14 protein-coding genes are annotated in these 18,870 nt (G+C 64.2%); 10 read left to right on the plus strand and 4 right to left on the minus strand.

Annotated elements, in window-relative coordinates:
- Positions 1 to 149: 149 nt before the first annotated feature.
- A complete protein-coding gene (locus XI03_RS28760; protein ID WP_271594018.1) occupies positions 150 to 830 on the plus strand; it encodes an MBL fold metallo-hydrolase in 681 nt (226 codons plus the stop codon).
- A 3-nt stretch (positions 831 to 833) separates the two neighbouring features.
- Here XI03_RS28760 and XI03_RS28765 read toward each other — a convergent pair whose 3' ends face one another.
- Positions 834 to 1,202: a winged helix-turn-helix transcriptional regulator gene (locus XI03_RS28765; RefSeq protein WP_271594019.1), complete on the minus strand. Its 369-nt coding sequence runs from the start codon at positions 1,200 to 1,202 to the stop codon at positions 834 to 836.
- A 196-nt stretch (positions 1,203 to 1,398) separates the two neighbouring features.
- On the opposite strand from XI03_RS28765, the gene XI03_RS28770 reads away from it, so the two are divergent.
- Positions 1,399 to 1,701 carry a hypothetical protein gene (locus tag XI03_RS28770; RefSeq protein ID WP_240536285.1) on the plus strand — a complete coding sequence of 101 codons (303 nt, stop codon included), beginning with the start codon at positions 1,399 to 1,401 and terminating at the stop codon, positions 1,699 to 1,701.
- Between the two features lie 198 nt (positions 1,702 to 1,899).
- Here the strand turns inward: XI03_RS28770 and XI03_RS28775 are convergent, their stop codons facing one another.
- Both XI03_RS28775 and XI03_RS28780 read right to left on the minus strand, forming a co-directional pair.
- On the minus strand, positions 1,900 to 3,093 hold the full coding sequence (locus XI03_RS28775; RefSeq protein WP_271594020.1) for an extracellular catalytic domain type 1 short-chain-length polyhydroxyalkanoate depolymerase: 1,194 nt from the start codon (positions 3,091 to 3,093) through the stop codon (positions 1,900 to 1,902).
- Positions 3,094 to 3,239: 146 nt separating this feature from the next.
- Positions 3,240 to 4,646 (minus strand): MFS transporter, encoded by a 1,407-nt coding sequence (locus XI03_RS28780; RefSeq protein WP_271594021.1) that lies wholly within the window; start codon positions 4,644 to 4,646, stop codon positions 3,240 to 3,242.
- Between the two features lie 457 nt (positions 4,647 to 5,103).
- Here XI03_RS28780 and XI03_RS28785 point away from each other — a divergent pair, with 457 nt between their 5' ends.
- Positions 5,104 to 6,339 carry an LLM class flavin-dependent oxidoreductase gene (locus XI03_RS28785; RefSeq protein WP_038970664.1) on the plus strand — a complete coding sequence of 412 codons (1,236 nt, stop codon included), beginning with the start codon at positions 5,104 to 5,106 and terminating at the stop codon, positions 6,337 to 6,339.
- 248 nt (positions 6,340 to 6,587) lie between these two features.
- Positions 6,588 to 7,964: a cytochrome P450 gene (locus tag XI03_RS28790; RefSeq protein ID WP_038949465.1), complete on the plus strand. Its 1,377-nt coding sequence runs from the start codon at positions 6,588 to 6,590 to the stop codon at positions 7,962 to 7,964.
- A 259-nt stretch (positions 7,965 to 8,223) separates the two neighbouring features.
- Here the strand turns inward: XI03_RS28790 and XI03_RS28795 are convergent, their stop codons facing one another.
- Positions 8,224 to 9,063, minus strand: a complete 840-nt coding sequence (locus tag XI03_RS28795; protein ID WP_271594022.1) for an SDR family NAD(P)-dependent oxidoreductase — start codon at positions 9,061 to 9,063, stop codon at positions 8,224 to 8,226.
- 179 nt (positions 9,064 to 9,242) lie between these two features.
- On the opposite strand from XI03_RS28795, the gene XI03_RS28800 reads away from it, so the two are divergent.
- The 6 genes from XI03_RS28800 to XI03_RS28825 all read left to right on the plus strand — a co-directional run bounded on the left by XI03_RS28800 (position 9,243) and on the right by XI03_RS28825 (position 18,785).
- A complete protein-coding gene (locus XI03_RS28800; RefSeq protein WP_028139588.1) occupies positions 9,243 to 10,208 on the plus strand; it encodes a sensor histidine kinase in 966 nt (321 codons plus the stop codon).
- 208 nt (positions 10,209 to 10,416) lie between these two features.
- Positions 10,417 to 12,153, plus strand: a complete 1,737-nt coding sequence (locus XI03_RS28805) for a putative bifunctional diguanylate cyclase/phosphodiesterase (protein ID WP_028139587.1) — start codon at positions 10,417 to 10,419, stop codon at positions 12,151 to 12,153.
- 256 nt (positions 12,154 to 12,409) lie between these two features.
- The gene (locus XI03_RS28810; protein ID WP_271594023.1) at positions 12,410 to 13,852 is read left to right on the plus strand and encodes a sigma-54 interaction domain-containing protein; all 1,443 of its coding nucleotides are present in this window, start codon (positions 12,410 to 12,412) and stop codon (positions 13,850 to 13,852) included.
- 195 nt (positions 13,853 to 14,047) lie between these two features.
- Positions 14,048 to 15,358 carry an MFS transporter gene (locus XI03_RS28815; RefSeq protein WP_049806626.1) on the plus strand — a complete coding sequence of 437 codons (1,311 nt, stop codon included), beginning with the start codon at positions 14,048 to 14,050 and terminating at the stop codon, positions 15,356 to 15,358.
- Positions 15,359 to 15,466: 108 nt separating this feature from the next.
- Complete coding sequence (locus XI03_RS28820) at positions 15,467 to 17,494, plus strand: acyl CoA:acetate/3-ketoacid CoA transferase (protein ID WP_212475288.1); 2,028 nt, start codon at positions 15,467 to 15,469, stop codon at positions 17,492 to 17,494.
- A 106-nt stretch (positions 17,495 to 17,600) separates the two neighbouring features.
- Positions 17,601 to 18,785, plus strand: coding sequence for a substrate-binding domain-containing protein (locus XI03_RS28825; RefSeq protein ID WP_271594024.1), 1,185 nt, complete (start codon positions 17,601 to 17,603; stop codon positions 18,783 to 18,785).
- The last annotated feature ends 85 nt before the right edge of the window (positions 18,786 to 18,870 follow it).

Raw genomic sequence — 18,870 nt, forward strand, 5'->3', positions numbered from 1 at the left:
GGAAGAACGCGACAGCAGCGCCCCGGTTCAAATTGGCGAGCCAATTGGGACGGCCGTGTGACGGCGGGCGTGATTGTTCCAGGCTCCATTCCAGATCCTTGGCCGAATCTTTTGCTTGGCGGCATGGCAAAAATCGGCATTGTGGCGCCATGACCGAGCAAAATGACACCCAAGACTCTTCGCAATCCAAGGCCGGCGCGATCATCGTTCCCGTGACGCTGTTCGAGCAGAACTGCACTATCCTCTGGGACGAGCCCAGCAAGAAGGCCGTGGTGATCGATCCCGGCGGGGACGTGCCGAAGATCCTGGACGCGATCAAGCAGACCGGCGTCACCGTGGAGAAGATCTGGCTGACCCACGGCCACATCGATCATGTCGGCGGCGCGGCCGATCTGCGCGATGCACTGAAGGTGCCGATCGAAGGCCCGCATGAAGCGGACAAGTTCCTGCTCGACAATGTGGTCGAGAGCGGCGCACGCTTCGGCATGACCGGCGTGCGCAATTTCGCGCCGGACCGTTGGCTCGCCGAAGGCGACACCGTGTCGATCGGCAGCTTGCAATTCGATGTTTTCCACTGCCCCGGCCACTCGCCCGGCAGCGTGGTGTTCTTCAACAAGGAGCTGCGCTTCGCCCATGTCGGCGATGTCCTGTTCACCGGCTCGGTCGGACGCACCGATTTGCCGGGCGGCAGTCACGCCACGCTGATCAACTCGATTCTGACCAAGCTATTGCCGCTCGGCGACGACGTCGGCTTCATCTGCGGTCACGGCGCCGGCTCAAGCATCGGCCAGGAACGGATGACCAATCCGTTCATCACCGGCGCGATGTGAGGTTTATTCCGCCGCGTCCACAAGCGTGGCGGTCTCAGTGAGGTGACGATCGCCCCAGTCGCGGATCGCCGCGACGACCGGCACGAAGCTTTTGCCCTTGCGGGTCAAGCGATACTCGACCTTCGGCGGCACTTCGCCGAAATCCTTGCGGTCGATCAGGCCGCTTTGTGTCAGGGCCTTCAATTCACGGCTGAGCACGCGCGGGGCGATCTCGGCGCTGCCTTCCGTGCCGCGCAATAAGCCGCTGCGGATCTCGCCATAGCGGCGCGGGCCGTCCTTGAGGTCCCAGACGATGCGCAGCTTGTACTTGCCGCTGATCATCTTCTGAAAGGCCGCGACCGGACAGATGCGCGCCGGGTTCGCCTTCGCCATGTCGTCTCCTCCACGCGTTGGATTCTTGTTTTGACGCGTCTTCTTCACGCGAACCGGCATCCACTTCGCTCGAAAACGCTATGGCGACGAGGATAGGAGCAACGTCGAAAAAGTCCATACTATCAATTTTGTCCATACTTGCAGGATCGCTAGCAAGCCGCAGATGATGACGCACACGACGAACAGGGAGCGTCACATGAAGCACTTCATGATCAGATATGAATTCAGGAACGGTACGACGGACGCCTGGCACCAGGAGGTCGGCCGCTTCATCAAGGCGATCGACGGCGATCCGGAGCTGACGGGCCGGATCGGCTATCGCGTCTTGAAAAACCGCGACGATGGCAGCTATTTCCATCTCGCCAGCGTCGCTGACGATGCCGCGCAAAAAGCGCTGCAATCGCGCGACTTCTTCAAAGCCTATCAGGAGATGACGCGGAAGGTCGCCGGCGGCGAGGTGACGGTGACGCCGATCGAGTGGATCGGTCAGACGGCGTAGTTTCCGCGGGCTGACACGACGACATCGCTACAAACTTCGCTGTCGTCCCGGACAAGCGAAGCGCGGATCCGGGACCCATGACCACAGGAAGCCGTGGTTTGCGGGGACTCGGAGTTGGCCCTTCGCGCCTCACTTTGCCCTGTGGCAATGGGTCCCGGATCGGCGCGCGCTTGTCCGGGACGACGGGGGAGTTTGGGGCTACTTCATCAATCCTGCGGCGGTCAGTGCGCGCGTGATGATCTGGCCGAGATCGAAGCTGCGAGCCTCCTCGCGCGTCGGCTCGGCCGGCTGTTCGGCGACCGCTGCGCGGATCGAGCGGGCGAGATGCGGCGCGGGCGTCAGTGCCGGCTGCGCTGCAGGCCTGCTTGTAGACTTGCTTGTAGGCTTGGCCTCCGCCTTTGCAGCGTCTGCAATCCAGCCGGTGAGGCCGAAGAATTTTGCGATGTGATAGGACGAGGAAATGCCGACCTCGATCAGGAATGCGCCTTCGACGCCATAGCGCTGGTCGTTGTCGGCCAGCCCAAGCGGTGTGCCGTGCGCCATGTCGGTGATGGCGTAGGACTCGACCAGCGTCTCGCCGTCCTTGCCCCACCAGGCCTGGCGCGGATAGCCGTCGACGTTGGTCTCCGCCATCGGCGCTTCCGGCAGATCGTGCAGATCGAGCCACTGTTTGATGATCTCGTTGGCATTGCCGGGATTGACGGTGCGGTCGGCGCTGCCGTGCCACACCGAGACCTTCGGCCAGGGGCCGCGATAATCCGAGGCATTGCGCACAAGATCGCCGAGCTCGCGCGCGGGACGCACCGGGGAATGAAACATGCCGTCCAGTGCCTCGCGCAAATTCGAGGCAATGCCATAGGGCAGTCCGGCAATGACCGCACCCGCCGCGAAGACTTCCGGATAGGTCGCGAGCATCACCGACGTCATGCCGCCGCCGGCGGACAAGCCGGTGATGAAGATGCGCTTGGGATCGATGCGATGCGCCTCCGCCATATGCGCGATCATCTCGCGCATCGAATGCGCCTCGCCGCTGTCCCGCGCCGTATCTTCCGGATTGAACCAGTTGAAGCAGGTGTTGCCGTTGTTGATCCGCTGCTGCTCGGGCATCAGCAGCGCGAAGCCATAGTGCTTCGCGAGCGTCGACCAGCCCGCGCCGAGATCGTAGCCCGCCGCCGTCTGCCCGCAGCCATGCAGCACGACGACCAGCGCGCGCGGCTTCTGCAACTGCGCCGGCACGAACGCGAACATGCGCAAGGCCCCCGGGTTGTCGCCGAAGCCGGTGACCTCTTGCAATGGACTGGACGCATCCGCGCTCCGGCCGAGCTCGGCAAAGCGCAGACCGTCCAGCCTCGGCAGACGTCTCAACAGATCAACATTTTTGGCTAACGACACGGCAACTTCCTGGTGGGCGGCTTTCAACGCTTAGCCAAACCAGATAGTTGCTGCATTGCAAAATAAAAAGACCGTGCGCTGTCAATCCACGAAAATCACGGGGAATTCCGCCGAAATCCGCACGAATTAACCGCAATGCCTCGACTTCACGCAGATGCGCGACGCATCCACGACAGAAATGCGGCACAGATCATGATTAATGTCACAAACAGCGCAAGCGAGACCAGAAATCCTGCGCGCGCTGATTGCAGGGCATCGACCGCGAAGAACACCGCGCCGATTGCGGCCACTCCGGCCGCATTTCCGATCTGCGCCGTCGTGCCGTAGATGCCGGACGCCGAGCCTGCGGCGACAGGCTTGACGGTCGAGAGCACCGCGCCGGAGAGCGGCGCCATCACCAATCCCTGACCGTAGCCGAAGATGATCATGACGAACGCGAGCAGAAGCGGCGATGGCGCATCGATACAGGCTGCAACAAGCGCGAGCGCGGCGAGGCCTGCGATCTGAAGCGCGCAGCCTTCGATCAACACCTTGGTGCCGCGATGACGCGCCCGCGCGCCGCTGTGGCGCGAGGCCACGACGAAGGCAAGCGCAAGCGGGATGAAGGCCATGCCGGCTGACAGCGGCGGGATTTTCAGGCCGCGCTGCATGAACAGCGTCATGACCAGATAGAAGGAAAGATTGGCCAGGAAGAAAAAGAAGGCGGCGCCAAGCCCGCGCAGGAAAGCGGCATCCGCCAGCAGCGTGAGGTCGATCAACGGCATGCCGCCGGCACCAGCGACTGCCTGCTCGAGCTTCAGGAACGCTATGAGGACGACGCCGCCGACCGCCATCACGGCCCACAGCCAGGGTGCCCAGCCTGCATCGTGACCAAAAAGCAGCGGGCCGATCAGGCACAGCAGCCCCGCGAACAGGACCGAGCTGCCCTTGATGTCGAGCCTCGTCCCTGATCGCCGCGGCACCGACGGCATGATGCGCCAGGCGGCAGCCGCGATGACGAGGCCGCAGGGCACGTTGACGAAGAACACCGAACGCCAGCCGGTGCCGGCAAGGTCGATCGTGACCAGCAGGCCGCCGAGCAGGAAGCCCGCGGCACCCGCCAGCCCCAGCACGATCCCGTAGATGGCGAATGCGCGGCTGCGCGTCTCGTCGGTGAAGAGGAGATGCAGGGTCGCCAGCACCTGGGGCACCATCAGCGCCGCGGTCGCGCCCTGCGCCAGGCGAGCGATGATCAGCTCCACCCCTGAGAGCGCGAGCCCGCACCACAGCGAGGTCGCCGTGAAGCCGAGCAGGCCGGCCAAAAAGACAGTCTTGGTGCCGTGGATATCGCCGAGCCGGCCGCCGGTGACGACAAGCGTGGCATAAGCGATCAGATAGATCGCGATGACCGCTTCGATCTGCGCGGGCGATGCCTTCAGCTCGACCGCAATGGTCGGAATTGCGACGTTAACGATGAAGGCATCGACGCCGAACGTGAATTGGGCGGCCACGACGATGGCCAGCACCCACCAGCGGCGGGTCGAATCGATCTGTTGTGTGACGATCTGATGCATCGGCGCGTGGCCCTGGATTATCGTGCCGATGATTTCAGATCTCGCGCGGTGTCGCGATTACCTCGGAGGTAGGATTCGCGTGCTTCGCCTCTCGCGCTTGCGGCAGGGCACTCGCACATGCTTCGCGGCGACATCGGAGCAAGCGCCTCGTCCTTCGAGACGACCGCTTCGCGGTCTCCTCGGGATGAGGCTGAACTGCGTCGGTGTGCTTTGAAACTGCACCGGCGTACTCCGCCTTCATCCTGAGGGCCCGCCAACGGCGGGCGTCTCGAAGGATGTGCCGCGGCGGAGGTTGCCTCAAATGCATAGCCCTGCCGCAAGCGGGGAGAGGGAGAAGAGGCAACTTCGCCGCATGCCTGCATTCCGCCGCGCGGGACACCGCGCGATTGCGTTCGTGCCATCAGGCACGTAGCCTCACTGCCTCAACAAACAGAAAATCAAAGCCGGAGAGAACGCCATGGCGCGCCTGAAGTTCGGAGCCTTCCTTGCCCCGCATCACCCGATCGGGGAGCATCCGATGCTCCAGTTCCGGCGCGATCTCGAGCTGGTCGAGCAGCTCGATGCGCTCGGCTACGACGAGTTCTGGTGCGGCGAGCATCATTCCTCGGGCTGGGAGATGATCGCCTCGCCCGAGATGTTCCTGGCTGCGGCCGGCGAGCGCACCAAGCGGATCAAGCTCGGCACCGGCGTGGTGTCGCTGCCCTATCACCATCCCTACAACGTCGCCCAGCGCATGGTGCAGCTCGACCACATGACCGGCGGCCGCGCCATCTTCGGCTCCGGCCCCGGCGCGCTCGCCTCCGACGCACACACGCTCGGCATCGACCCGATGACGCAGCGCGACCGGCAAGACGAGGCCATCGGCGTCATCCGCCGGCTCTTCAACGGTGAGCGCGTCACGGCCAAGAGCGACTGGTTCACCATGAACGATGCCGCGCTGCAGATCCTGCCGCTGCAGGAAGAGATGCCGTTCGTCGTGGCCTCGCAGATCTCGCCCTCCGGCATGACGCTCGCCGGCAAATACGGCTGCGGCATCATCTCGCTGGGCTCGATGACGACACAGGGCCTGATGTCGCTACAGCAGCAATGGCAGTTCGCCGAGGACGCTGCGAAGAAGCACGGCACCAAGGTGAACCGCGCCGACTGGCGCGTGCTCTTGACCTTCCACATCGCCGAGACCCGCGAGCAGGCGCGCAAGGAAGCCGGCGCCGGGCTGATGCGCTGGCACAACGAGTATAATGTCGGCACGCTGCAGCGGCCGGGCCTGACCGCGTTCTCCTCGCCGGATGAAGCCGTGGACAAGACCGCCTTCGTCGAGGGCGCGGCGTCCACCATCGGCACGCCCGACGATCTCGTCAAAACCATCAAGAACGTGATGCAGGTCTCCGGCGGCGTCGGCGCCATCATCGGCTTCGTGCACGACTGGGCCAATCCGGAGGCGACGCGCCGCAGCTGGGATATGGTTGCGCGCTACGTCGTGCCCGAGATCAACGGCTATATCGACGGCCTGCGCAGGTCGCAAAAATTCGTGATCGAGAACCGCGCCATCTTCGAGCGTGCAGGCCAGGCCGTGATGGCCAAGATCATGGAGAACGAGAAGGCCGCCGAGGCGCTGAAGGTGACCGGCCCCGGCCGCGTCGCCATCCCCGCCGTCAACGCCCCGGATCTGCAGAAGGAAGCGGCGAAGCGGTAGGATGCCAGCTCTCTCTACTCGTCGTCCCGGACAAGCGCGCCCAGAGCGCGCGCAGATCCGGGACCCATAACCACAGCATAGGGTTTGGCGAAGATTGCTAACCACTATCTCGCACACAACTTCTCCCTGTGGCTATGGGTCCCCGCCTACGCGGGGACGACATCCGAGGTAAATTGCACCACCAAGCGTCGCATCATCGCGGCCAGATCGTGCTATGTTCGCGGAGCCTGCCAACCGGAGCAATCGTCATGTCGATGCAGAATGTGGCCGCACCGGCGCCCGACTACACCGCGCCCAAGCGCAACGCCCTGACGCACATTCCCGGCGACGAGGGATGGCCGATCATCGGCAAGACCTTCCAGGTGCTGGCCGATCCCAAGGGCCACATCGAGGCGAACGGCGCCAAATATGGCCCGGTCTACCGCACCCATGTGTTCGGCGAGACCAATGTCGTGCTGCTCGGGCCCGAGGCCAACGAGCTGGTGATGTTCGACCAGCAAAAGCTGTTCTCCTCGACCCACGGCTGGAACAAGGTGCTCGGCCTGTTGTTTCCGCGCGGATTGATGCTGCTCGATTTCGACGAGCACCGGCTGCACCGCAAGGCGCTGTCGGTCGCGTTCAAGTCCGGGCCGATGAAATCCTACCTGGCCGATCTCGACCGCGGCATCTCCGCGCGGGTCGCGCAGTGGAAGGCCAAGCCCGGCGAGATGCAGCTCTACCCCGCGATGAAGCAGCTCACGCTGGATCTCGCTGCGGCGTCCTTCCTCGGCGCCGATATCGGGCCGGAGGTCGACGAGATCAACCGCGCCTTCGTCGACATGGTCGCCGCCGCGGTCGCCCCGATCCGCCGTCCCCTGCCCGGCACCCAGATGGCCGCCGGCGTCAGGGGGCGCAAACGCATCGTCGCCTATTTCCGCGAACAGATCCCGCTTCGCCGCGGCAATCATGGCGGCGATGATCTGTTCTCGCAGCTGTGCCGCGCCACCCATGAGGACGGCGCGCTACTCTCCGAGCAGGACATCATCGACCATATGAGCTTCCTGATGATGGCGGCGCACGACACGCTGACTTCGTCGCTGACCTCCTTCATCGGCGAACTCGCTGCCAATCCGGACTGGCAGGACAGGCTGCGCGCGGAAGTCCTCGCGCTCGGGCTCGCGCCGGGCGCGCCGAGCAGCTTCGACGATCTCGAAAAGATGCCGCTGTCCGAGATGGCGTTCAAGGAAGCGCTGCGGATCAAGCCGCCGGTGCCTTCGATGCCGCGCCGCGCCATGCGCAATTTCACTTTCAAGGGTTTTACGATTCCCGCCGGCACCGCGGTCGGCGTCAATCCGCTCTATACCCATCACATGAAGGATATCTGGCCGGAGCCGGATCGTTTCGATCCCTTGCGCTTCACCGAGGAAGCGCAGCGCAATCGCCACCGCTTCGCCTGGGTCCCGTTCGGCGGCGGCGCGCATATGTGCCTCGGCCTGCACTTCGCCTACATGCAGGCAAAATGCTTCGCGCGGCACTTCTTGCAGAACATCGAGGTATCGCTGGAGCCCGGCTACAAGCCGGACTGGCAGATGTGGCCGATCCCGAAGCCGCGGGACGGGCTAAGAGTGCGGGTGAAGGCGGTCTGATTTTCTCGTGTCCCGGACGCGCGAAGCGCGAGCCGGGACCCGGAATGCTGCGTCGAGTCGGTGGAGACATAGGCCCCGGCTCTGCAGCGCACCGCACCGGACGATGCTTCGCATCGCCGGGGACGCTGCGCTGCGTCCGGGGCACGAGATCTCGTAGGGTGGGCAAAGGCGCGGAGCGCCGTGCCCACGGTTCGTCGCGATGAAGAATTCGTGGGCACGCTTCGCTTTGCCCACCCTACGGCACCGTCGCCCGGAGCGACTACGCCCCCTGATCGAACGCCTTGCGCAAGGCCACATAGCCCTGCTGCTGCTGGCTCCAGTTGCGGCCGCCGGTCATGGCGCCGTCGACGACGAGATCGTGCCCGTTGATGAAGCTGGATTCGTCGCTGGCCAGGAACACCGCGGCCTGGGCGATGTCATCGGGAAGGCCCGCGCGCGGGATCGGCTGGGCGGTCTTGTAGACCTCGCGCATCACCGCCGGCGTCTTCTCCGCAGCATCGGTCGAGAGTCCGAGCGCCTTGCCGAAAATGCCGGTCGCGATCGCGCCCGGCGAGATCGCGTTGACGCGCACGTTGGACTCGCCGAGCTCCATCGCCACGCATTTGGTGAGATGGATCACCGCCGCCTTGGCCGCGCTATAGACCATCGAGGACGAGAACCCGGCGAGGCGGCCGGCGATGCTGCCGTTGTTGATGATGCTGCCGCTCCCCTGCCTCTTCATGTGGGGCGCGGCGTGCTTCATGCCGAGCATGACGCTGCGCACCAGCGTCGCCATCGCCGCGTCGAAGCGCTCGACCTCGAGGCCTTCGATGCCGCCGGTCTGCGCCGGGCCGCCGGCATTGTTGAACAGGCAGTCGATCCGGCCGAACTTGTCCACGGCGAGCGCGATCAGCGCCTGCATCTGGTCTTCGAGCGTCACGTCGGTCTGGCGGAAGATGCAGTTGGCGCCGAGCTGCTTGGCCAGGGCTTCGCCCTCCGGTAGACGCCGCCCCGCGATCACAATTTTGGCACCTTCGGCAACGAAGACTTCCGCAGTGCGCAATCCGATCCCGCTCGTCGCCCCCGTAATCACCGCAACCTTGCCGTTCAGCCTGCCCATGGAATGTTCCTGTTTTCGAACGATTTGACGCCAAATGGCGAACATCGGCCGCTGCCATCGCCGCGGACGCCACTATCCCTGCCTGCCTCCGACAAGGCAAGCTATGCTTGTGCGGACGGGATGCGTAACATCTTCACAGGTCGCTCGATTTTCGAACGCATATCGCAACTGGGCTGCGCATGGGGAAGTTGATCGACGAATTCCGTAGGGGTTGGCAGGGTGCGGCGCCGCCATCGCTCGGTCTGAGCATTGCGTTTGCGGTGGCCTGCCTGCTGATTGCCACGCTGACGCGCTGGGCCCTCGCGCATGTGCGGCCCGACGTCTACTTCACTCCCTACTTCCCGGCCGTGTTCTTCGCCGCCGCGTTCGGGGGCTTCCGGATCGGAATCGTGACAGCGCTGGTCGGCGGCATGCTCGGCGTCGTGGTGAATTTCGGCGATGCCTTTGCCGATCGGGCGCGATTTGCCCTGCTGGCACTCTATTGGGCGGTCTGTGCGCTCACCATCTGGGGCGTCGAGCACTATCGCACCATGCTGGCGGAGCAGCGCCGGATCTCCAAGCGCCTGATCGAGGAAGAAGATTATCGCAAGCTGCTGGTCGACGAGCTCCAGCACCGGCTGAAGAACAAGCTGTCGACGGTGCACGCCGTGCTGCACCAGGTGCTGCACGACCACCCGCAGGTCTGGGCCCGGGTCGATCCTCGGTTGCGCTCGCTGGCCGCGACCGACGATCTGATCTCGCGGATCGACAAGGCCGGCTGTGACATCCGCGACCTCCTGATCTCGGAGCTCGGCCCCTACGGCCATGTCCGCTTCACCCTCAATGGCGACCGCCTGTTCCTGCCGCCGAAGCTCGCGGTCACGCTCTCATTGATGTTTCACGAGCTGGCCACCAATGCGGGCAAGTACGGCGCGTTCTCCGCGCCGCGCGGTCTGCTGCAGGTGTCATGGACCGTCAGCGATGACCGCCTGATCATCACCTGGGACGAGACAGAGGGTCCGAGCGTGGACAAGGTCTCCGAGCCCGGCTTCGGCACCAAGCTGCTGAAATCGGCACTGTCGTCCTTCGATGGCAGGACCGAGATCTCTTACTTGAAGACCGGGCTGCATTGCATCATGCAGTGCCGCATCCCCCGAAGCGAATAGCATCGCGCGTCAGGCGAAAGCTGGCCCGCGCACCCGCCCGCAGTTTCGCATGGGCCGTTGACCCTCTGTTAATGACGATCGTCGGCGCGCGTCGCAACGTCGCAAAACACCCCCGTATTTCTCCGTACCCCTTAACCAAACTTAAGAGGGAACTGCGCATGATTGCGTGCATTGCAGGCGCGCTGAAACAACAAGATTCATGACTTCTATGAACGACAACCAATATTCCGGCGCGACTGAAGCCGAGCTCGGTTTTCTCAAGGAAATCGTTAGAATGCTGCCGGCCGGCCTGACCGTGCAGGATGCGCATGGCGAGCTTCTGCTGGTTAACGATGCCGCGGCCGCGCAGCTCGGCATGGATGGCAGCCGTCCCTCACCCGATCTTGCGCCGCGCCGCGAAGCCTGCCGCCAGGCGCTGAGCGCCGGCCAGGCTGTCGTCACCGAGGAGGCGCTTCACGGCGGCGCTGCGCGCCAGGTGCTGCTCACGACCCATCGTCCCGTTCGCCTCGCCGGACGCGAGCTGCTGATCTCGGCGTCCTCCGACATTACCGAGCAGAAGAATTTCGAGGACCAGCTGTTCCGCTCGGCCTATTTCGACGAGCTGACGGGATTGCCCTCGCGGCGCGTGATCGAACATCACGCCAACAATCTGCTGGCGGAGAATGGCGGCGGCGAGCGTTTCGCGCTGGCCTTCCTCGACGTCGACAATTTCAAGCACATCAACGACTATTACGGCCACGCCGTCGGCGATGCGCTGCTGGTCGAGCTGTCGAAGCGGCTCGGGCGCGACTTGCGCGATTCCGACATGCTGTCGCGCATCTCCGGCGACGAATTCCTGCTGCTGCTCTCGCCGATCCAGAGCCAGGAGGAAGTCGCCGAATTCATGCAGTCGACGCTGGAGCGGCTGACGGCGCCGTTCTTCATCGACCATTCGGAACTCTTCGCCTCCACCTCGGTCGGCATCAGCCTCTATCCCGATCACGGCCGCAGCTTCGAGACGCTGCGCCAGAATGCCGACATCGCGATGTACCGCATCAAGAACGACGGCAAGGGATTGGCAGCCTTCTTCGATTCGAGCATGGAGCGCGAGGCGCTCGCGCGGATGAAGATCGAGCAGTCGCTGCGGCTCGCCATCCTGGAGAAGCGTTTCTGCTGCGCCTTCCAGTCCAAGGTCGACATCCGCACCCAGGCGGTGAAGGGCATCGAGGCCCTGGTGCGCTTGCGCGACGACGAAGGCGTGATCCAGGCGCCGGGATCGTTCATCAATCTTGCCAGCGAGCTCGGGCTGATCGACGAATTGACCCATCTCGTGCTCGCCGAAATCGTCAAATCGATCGACCTGATCAACGAGACGTTCGGCGCGGAAGCGACCATCAGCATCAACGTCGCGGCCAAGCAGGCCGGCAACCCCGAATTCATGCGCAGCTTCGCGCGGGCGCTCGACGACACCGGCTTTCCGCAGCGCTTCATGATCGAGGTGACCGAAGACGCCTTCGTCGCCAAGAATCATTTCCAGGACGAGATCCTGCCGATGTTCCGCAAGCTCGGCGTCGGCATCTCGATCGACGATTTCGGCACCGGCTATTCCTCGCTCTCGGCGCTGGCCGACATCACCGCCGACGAGATCAAGATCGACCGCTCCTTCATCACCGACATCCATAAGCGCCCGCGCAGCCAGGGCATCCTGCGCGCGATCGAATCCTTGAGCGAAGCGCTCGGCATGACCGTGATCGCCGAAGGCCTCGAATCCTACGAGGAGCTCGCCTATCTGCAGGCCGCGACCAAGATCCGCTACGCGCAGGGCTATTACTTCTCGCGCCCGATCTTTTTGGAGGAGTTGAAGCTGGCAACGCCCGTGTCCAGCGAGTCGCGCGCCAGCGTCGCAAACCGCCCGCACCAGCAGAACCGCCAGGGCTATTCGCGAGCGAGCGGGTATCGAAGGTAGGCCGCGAGCCGCGCAACACACAGCGCTGTCGTCCCGGGGCGCGAAGCGAACCCGGGACCCATAACCACAGGGCGTGGTTTGGCGCTAAGACGGTCACTCCGAGTCCCCCGTTATCACATCTCCCTGTGGCTATGGGTCCCGGATCGGCGCTTCGCTTGTCCGGGACGACAGCGGAGTATGGGGCGCAACCCATTTCCCCCCTTTGAAATTGCTGCCCTTTTGCTAATACACAGGCAGACTTCCCCCGGGATATGTCATGTCCGCCTCTTCCGCCTCGATCAGCGATCCCGCCTATCTCCGTGCGCGCGCGATGGAAACGCTGTTCGAGCGGCTGGAGAAGCTCTGCGAGGGCGCGATCGCGATCGACCGCGGCGGACGCGTCGTCTACGTCAATGAAAAATATCTCGCGGCGCTCGGTCTCAAACGGACCAGTGAGGCAATCGGCCGGCCGATCGAGGAGGTCATCCCCAACAGCCTGATGCGCAAGGTGGCCGAGACCGGCGAGCCGATCCTGCTCGACATCATGGAGCTCGGCGGAGAGCAGCTCGTCGTCACGCGCATGCCGATCGAGGACGAGAACGGCACGGTGATCGGCGCGATCGGCTTCGTGCTCTACGACCATCTCGAAAGCCTGAAACCTCTGCTCGCCCGCGTCGCCCAGCTCGAGAGCGATCTGCGGCTGGCGCGGCGGCAATTGTCCAACGCCCGCGCGGCGCGCTTCACTTTCGCCGACTACGTCGGCACCACGCCTGGAATCGCGCAGGCCAAGCAGCTTGCAAGCCGCGCGGCGCGGCAGAGCGTCACCGTGCTGCTCACCGGCGAGACCGGAACGGGCAAGGAGATGCTGGCGCAGGCGATTCACAATGCCTCCTCGCGTGCGGAGAAGCCGTTCGTCAGCGTCAATGTCGCCGCGATTCCCGACACGCTGATCGAGTCGGAGTTCTTCGGCACGGCGCCCGGCGCCTATACCGGCGCCGACCGCAGGGGACGCGAAGGAAAATTCCGCATCGCCAACGGCGGCACGCTGTTCCTCGACGAGATCGGCGAGATGCCGCTGCAATTGCAGGCCAAGCTGTTGCGCGTGCTGCAGGAGCGCGAGATCGAGCCGCTCGGCTCGGACAAGATCTCCAGGGTCGACGTACGCGTGGTCGCCGCGACCAATGTCGATTTGCGCAAGCGCGTCAGCGACGGCGCGTTCCGGCCCGATCTCTATTACCGGCTGAACGTGCTCTCGATCGACCTGCCGCCGCTGCGGCAATGCCTGGATGATCTCCCCGACATCTGCGCCCGGCTGCTCGAGGACATCAGCGCCTCCGGCGATTACGTCAAGGCAAAGATCACGCCGAGCGCGTTTTCCGCGCTGGCGCGCTATGACTGGCCGGGCAACGTCCGCGAGCTCCGCAACATCCTGGAGCGGGCGCTGATCCTGAGCGATTCCGGCCGGCTGACCGGCGAAGATGTCGCCCGCATTCTTCCCGTCGGCACCGACGTCAGGCCCGCAGCATCCGAGCGCCCGGCCGGAGCGGTGGTGCCCTATGCCGAAGCCGAGGCCGAGTTCGAGAAGCACACGCTCGAACGGGCGCTCGCCGCCAGCAACGGCCAGATCTCCGAGGCCGCCAAAATGCTGCGTATCTCGCGCGCAACCTTCTACAAGAAGCTCGCCAAGTTCGGCCTCGCCGCAGGGTCGGCCTCCGTCTGAGTTTCGAGACACGAACGTGTCCGGAGTCTCGGATTCCGGACACGGCGCTGCGCCGCTGGTTCCGCCAGCAACGGCGAGATTTGCCGTGATTTCAGCCAATTTGCGCAAACCTTCCGCATCTGGCGCGGACCTTGCTCTTCGCTTTGCACAATGACGCATGCTGCACATGCGCATTTGCACCAGGGAGGACGCAAGATGAGTGAAGCGATCTCGGTCCATCAGCTTCAGGCGAGACAGCCCTCGCACGTCACGGTCGCCACCGCGAGCCTGATCGGCACGGCTATCGAGTGGTACGACTTCTTCCTCTACGGCACCGCCGCGGCGCTGATCTTCAACAAGCTGTTCTTTCCGACCTTCGATCCCATGATGGGGACGCTGCTGGCGTTCGCGACCTATGCGCTCGGCTTCATCGCGCGCCCGCTCGGCGGCGTCGTGTTCGGACACTACGGCGACAAGATCGGCCGCAAGACCATGCTCTATCTGACGCTGCTGATCATGGGCGTGGCGACCGCGGCGATCGGATTCCTGCCGACCTACGAGACCGCCGGCATCTGGGCCGCGGTCTTGCTCGTCACCTGCCGCCTGATCCAGGGCTTTGGCCTCGGCGGCGAATGGGGCGGCGCGGTGCTGATGGCGGTCGAGCACGCGCCCGCGGACAAGAAGGGCTTTTACGGCAGCTGGCCGCAGTTAGGGGCGCCGCTCGGCCTCGTGCTCGGCACGCTGGTGTTCTCGGTGGTATCGGCGATGCTGACCGACGCCCAGCTGCTTGCCTGGGGCTGGCGCATCCCGTTCCTGTTCTCGATCGCGCTGGTGCTGGTCGGCCTGTGGATCCGCTTCACCATCGCGGAATCCCCCGAGTTCCAGAAGGTCAAGGACACCAAGCAGGAAGTGAAGATGCCGATCCTCGAGGCGATCAGAATGTATCCCAAGAACATCCTGCTCGCGATGGGCGCGCGCTTCGCCGAGAACGGCTTCTTCTACATCTACGCGACCTTCGTGCTCGCCTATGCCACGCAGTCGCTCGGCATGAACAAGCAGGACATGCTCAACGGCGTGCTGATCGGCGCGGCGATCGAGACCTTCACCATCCCGGCCTTCGGCGCGCTCTCCGACCGGCTCGGGCGGCGGCCGATCTACATTTTTGGCGCGGTGTTCTCGGCGCTGATGTCGTTCCCGCTGTTCACGCTGCTGGCGACCAGGAACCCGCAATATGCCTGGATCGCGATCGTGCTCGGCCTCGCGATCGGGCATGCCGCGATGTACGGCCCGCAGGCGAGCTTCCTGTCGGAGCTGTTCGGCACCAAGGTGCGTTATAGCGGCGTCTCGCTCGGCTACAATCTGGCCTCGATCTTCGCCGGCGCACTGTCGCCGCTGATCGCGACGGGATTGATGACGGCCTATGCGCCGGCGACCTGGCCGATCTCGCTCTACATGATCGCGCTGGCGCTGATCACCATCGTGTCGGTCTATTTCGCCACCGAAACACGCAAGATAGTTCAGGGCTGAATGTCCTGATCACCTCGTCCATCGCGAGGAGCGGCCTGTTCCAGGGTCGCTCCTCGCGATAGGATCAAGCAACAACGGCATACGGTCGAAGGGATCGGGAGGAACGCCGTGAGCCATCACCCAGCTCTGCCTTACCTACGCAATTCCGAGAAGGGCAAGGTCGTCACCGCGGCCGAAGCGGTCATGCTGATCCGTGACGGCGACACGGTCGCGACCGGCGGCTTCGTCGGAATCGGCTTTGCCGAGGAGATCGCGATCGCGCTGGAGGAGCTCTATCTCTCCCACGAGGGCGATGCCCCCTATACGCAGGGCAAGCCGCGCAATCTGACGCTGGTCTATGCGGCGGGCCAGGGCGACGGCAAGAATCGCGGCCTCAACCATTTCGCGCATGAAGGCCTGGTCCGGCGCGTGATCGGCGGACATTGGGGGCTTGCGCCAAAATTGCAGCAGCTCGCGATCGCGGGTCAGATCGAGGCCTATAATTTGCCGCAGGGCGTCATCACACACCTGTTCCGCGACATCGCCGCGCACCGGCCCGGCCACGTCACCCGCGTCGGCATGGGCACCTTCGTCGACCCCCGGCAGGGCGGCGGCAAGCTGAACGCGCGTACCACCGAGGACATGGTGGAGCTGATCACGCTACGCGGCGAAGAGTGCCTGCTTTACAAGACGTTCCCGATCAACGTCGGGATCATCCGCGCCACGACAGGCGATCCCGACGGCAACCTCACCATGGAGAAGGAGGCGCTGACGCTGGAAGCGCTCGCCATCGCCATGGCAGCGCATAATTCCGGCGGCATCGTCATTGCCCAGGTCGAACGCGTCGCCGAGGCCGGCAGTCTCAATCCGCGCCAGGTCAAGATTCCCGGCATCCTCGTCGACTGCGTCGTGGTGGCAAGGCCCGAGAACCATTGGCAGACCTTTGGCACGCAATACAATCCGGCCTTCTCCAGCGAGATCCGTGTCCGCGCCGCATCGCTGCCGGTGATGCCGGTCAGCGAGCGCAAGATCATCGCTCGGCGGGCCGCCCTTGAGCTCAAGGCCAACAGCGTCGTCAATCTCGGCATCGGCATGCCCGAGGGGATTGCCTCGGTCGCCAACGAGGAGCGAATCATCGACCTCATCACGCTGACGGCGGAGCCGGGCGTGATCGGCGGCATTCCCGCGAGCGGCATCGATTTCGGCGCCGCGATCAACACGCAGGCGGTGATCGACCAGCCTTATCAGTTCGACTTCTACGACGGCGGCGGCTTGGACGCCGCCTTCCTCGGGCTCGCCCAGGTCGATCGCGCCGGCAACCTCAATGTCAGCAAGTTCGGGCCGAAGCTCGCAGGCGCCGGTGGCTTCATCAACATCAGCCAGAACGCCAAGGAGGTCATCTTCGTCGGCACCTTCGGCGCGGGCAAGCAACGCATCGCGGTGAACGACGGCAAGCTCGTCATTCTCGACGAGGCGAAATCACGCAAATTCGTCGACCGCGTCGAGCACGTCACCTTCAGCGGCCCGTTCGCGGCCGCGCGCAAGCAACGCACGCTGTATGTCACCGAACGCTGCGTGTTCGAGCTCAGGCCGGACGGACTCGAGCTCACCGAAGTCGCACCCGGCATCGACATCGAGCGCGACATTTTGCGCCTGATGGATTTCAAGCCGCTGATCCCGCGCGAGCCCGCACTGATGGACGACCGCATCTTCCGCGAGGGACTGATGGAATTGCGCGAGCGCCTGCTCACCATCCCGCTCGACCAGCGCTTCACGCTGGACGAGCAGCAGAACCTGTTCTTCGTCAATCTGGAGCGCTATCCGCTGCGCAGCAAGGCCGAGATCGACGCCATCGCCGAGATCGTCGAGAGCCGTTTGGCGCCGCTCGGCCGCCGGGTCTACGCCATCGTCAATTATGACAATTTTTCCATCCTGCCGGAGCTGATGGACGAATATTCCGCGATGGTGCGCAGCCTCGTCGATCGCTTCTATTCCGGCGTGTCACGCTACACCACGTCGGGCTTCCTGCGCATCAAGCTCGGCGAAGCCCTGGAGAGGCGCGGCGTCGCGCCCCACATTTTCGAAAGCGCTGATGAGGCGCAGTCGGATCGGCGTCGGGCCGAGGGAGCCGGCGATGCGCGGCGGGCCCAAAAATGATGCATGCTCGCAAGGCCGATGCGCTCGGCCGGAAGGTTCAATTGCAATGTTCGTAGCGTTGTGCAAATCGCTGTTACCGAGAAACTTTAAATCAGGAGGGACCATCGTGCGTCGATCACTCATCATAACAACAACCATTCTCGCACTCGCTGCGGGCACCTCCGCACAGGCCGACGATCTCAAGGTCGCGCTGATCTACGGCAAGACCGGTCCGCTCGAGGCCTACGCCAAGCAGACCGAGACCGGCCTGAAAATGGGCTTTGAATACGCCACCAAGGGCACGATGACCCTCGACGGTCGCAAGATCGTCATCATCACCAAGGACGACCAGGGCAAGCCGGATCTCTCGAAGGCCGCGCTCGCCGAAGCCTATCAGGACGACAAGGCCGACATCGCGATCGGCACGACCTCGTCGGCCGCGGCGCTCGCCATTCTCCCGGTCGCCGAGGAGAACAAGAAGATCCTGATCGTCGAGCCCGCAGTCGCGGACCAGATTACCGGCGAGAAGTGGAATCGCTACATCTTCCGCACCGCGCGCAACTCCTCGCAGGACGCGATCTCAAATGCGGTCGCGATCGGCAAGCAGGGCGTCACCGTCGCGACGCTGGCGCAGGACTATGCGTTCGGCCGCGATGGCGTTGCCGCCTTCAAGGAGGCACTCGCCAAGACCGGCGCGACGCTCGCTGCCGAAGAATATGCCCCGACCTCGACCACCGACTTCACCGCAGTCGGCCAGCGCCTGTTCGACGCACTGAAGGACAAGCCGGGCCGCAAGGTCATCTGGGTAATCTGGGCCGGCGCCGGCAATCCGCTGGCCAAGCTGCAGGACATGGACCCGAAGCGCTACGGCATCGAGCTCTCCACCGGCGGCAACATCCTGCCGGCGCTCGCCGCCTATAAGGGCCTGCCCGGCATGGAGGGCGCGACCTATTATTTCTACGAGATCCCGAAGAACCCGGTGAACGACTGGCTCGTCGCCGAGCACCAGAAGCGCTTCAACGCGCCGCCGGACTTCTTCACCGCGGGCGGCTTTGCCGCCGCGATGTCCGTCGTCGCCGCCGTCACCAAGGCGAAGTCGACCGACAGCGAGAAGCTGATCACGGCGATGGAAGGCCTGGGGTTCGACACGCCGAAGGGCAAGATGGTGTTCCGGAAAGAAGACCATCAGGCGCTGCAGAGCATGTACGCCTTCAAGGTCAAGGTCGATCCGAACGTCGCCTGGGCCGTGCTCGAGCCGGTGCGCGAGCTGAAGATCGAGGACATGGACGTTCCCGTTCGCAACAAGCGCTGAGTTTGTCCGCGCTGCCCTCTTCTTCACCTCTCCCGCTCTTGTCCGCCGAAGCCTTGGCGAAGGCGGATGCGGGAGAGCCCGGGAG

It is taken from the genome of Bradyrhizobium sp. CCBAU 65884 (assembly GCF_028128835.1).
GTDB lineage: Bacteria > Pseudomonadota > Alphaproteobacteria > Rhizobiales > Xanthobacteraceae > Bradyrhizobium > Bradyrhizobium ottawaense.

Bases quoted from the DNA above. Each gene is read 5' to 3' on its own strand.
- XI03_RS28795 (WP_271594022.1), bottom strand. From the start codon at position 9,063: ATGGGCAGGCTGAACGGCAAGGTTGCGGTGATTACGGGGGCGACGAGC.
- XI03_RS28770 (WP_240536285.1), top strand. From the start codon at position 1,399: ATGAAGCACTTCATGATCAGATATGAATTCAGGAACGGTACGACGGAC.
- XI03_RS28815 (WP_049806626.1), top strand. From the start codon at position 14,048: ATGAGTGAAGCGATCTCGGTCCATCAGCTTCAGGCGAGACAGCCCTCG.
- XI03_RS28760 (WP_271594018.1), top strand. From the start codon at position 150: ATGACCGAGCAAAATGACACCCAAGACTCTTCGCAATCCAAGGCCGGC.
- XI03_RS28765 (WP_271594019.1), bottom strand. From the start codon at position 1,202: ATGGCGAAGGCGAACCCGGCGCGCATCTGTCCGGTCGCGGCCTTTCAG.
- XI03_RS28785 (WP_038970664.1), top strand. From the start codon at position 5,104: ATGGCGCGCCTGAAGTTCGGAGCCTTCCTTGCCCCGCATCACCCGATC.
- XI03_RS28790 (WP_038949465.1), top strand. From the start codon at position 6,588: ATGTCGATGCAGAATGTGGCCGCACCGGCGCCCGACTACACCGCGCCC.
- XI03_RS28800 (WP_028139588.1), top strand. From the start codon at position 9,243: ATGGGGAAGTTGATCGACGAATTCCGTAGGGGTTGGCAGGGTGCGGCG.
- XI03_RS28805 (WP_028139587.1), top strand. From the start codon at position 10,417: ATGAACGACAACCAATATTCCGGCGCGACTGAAGCCGAGCTCGGTTTT.
- XI03_RS28780 (WP_271594021.1), bottom strand. From the start codon at position 4,646: ATGCATCAGATCGTCACACAACAGATCGATTCGACCCGCCGCTGGTGG.
- XI03_RS28810 (WP_271594023.1), top strand. From the start codon at position 12,410: ATGTCCGCCTCTTCCGCCTCGATCAGCGATCCCGCCTATCTCCGTGCG.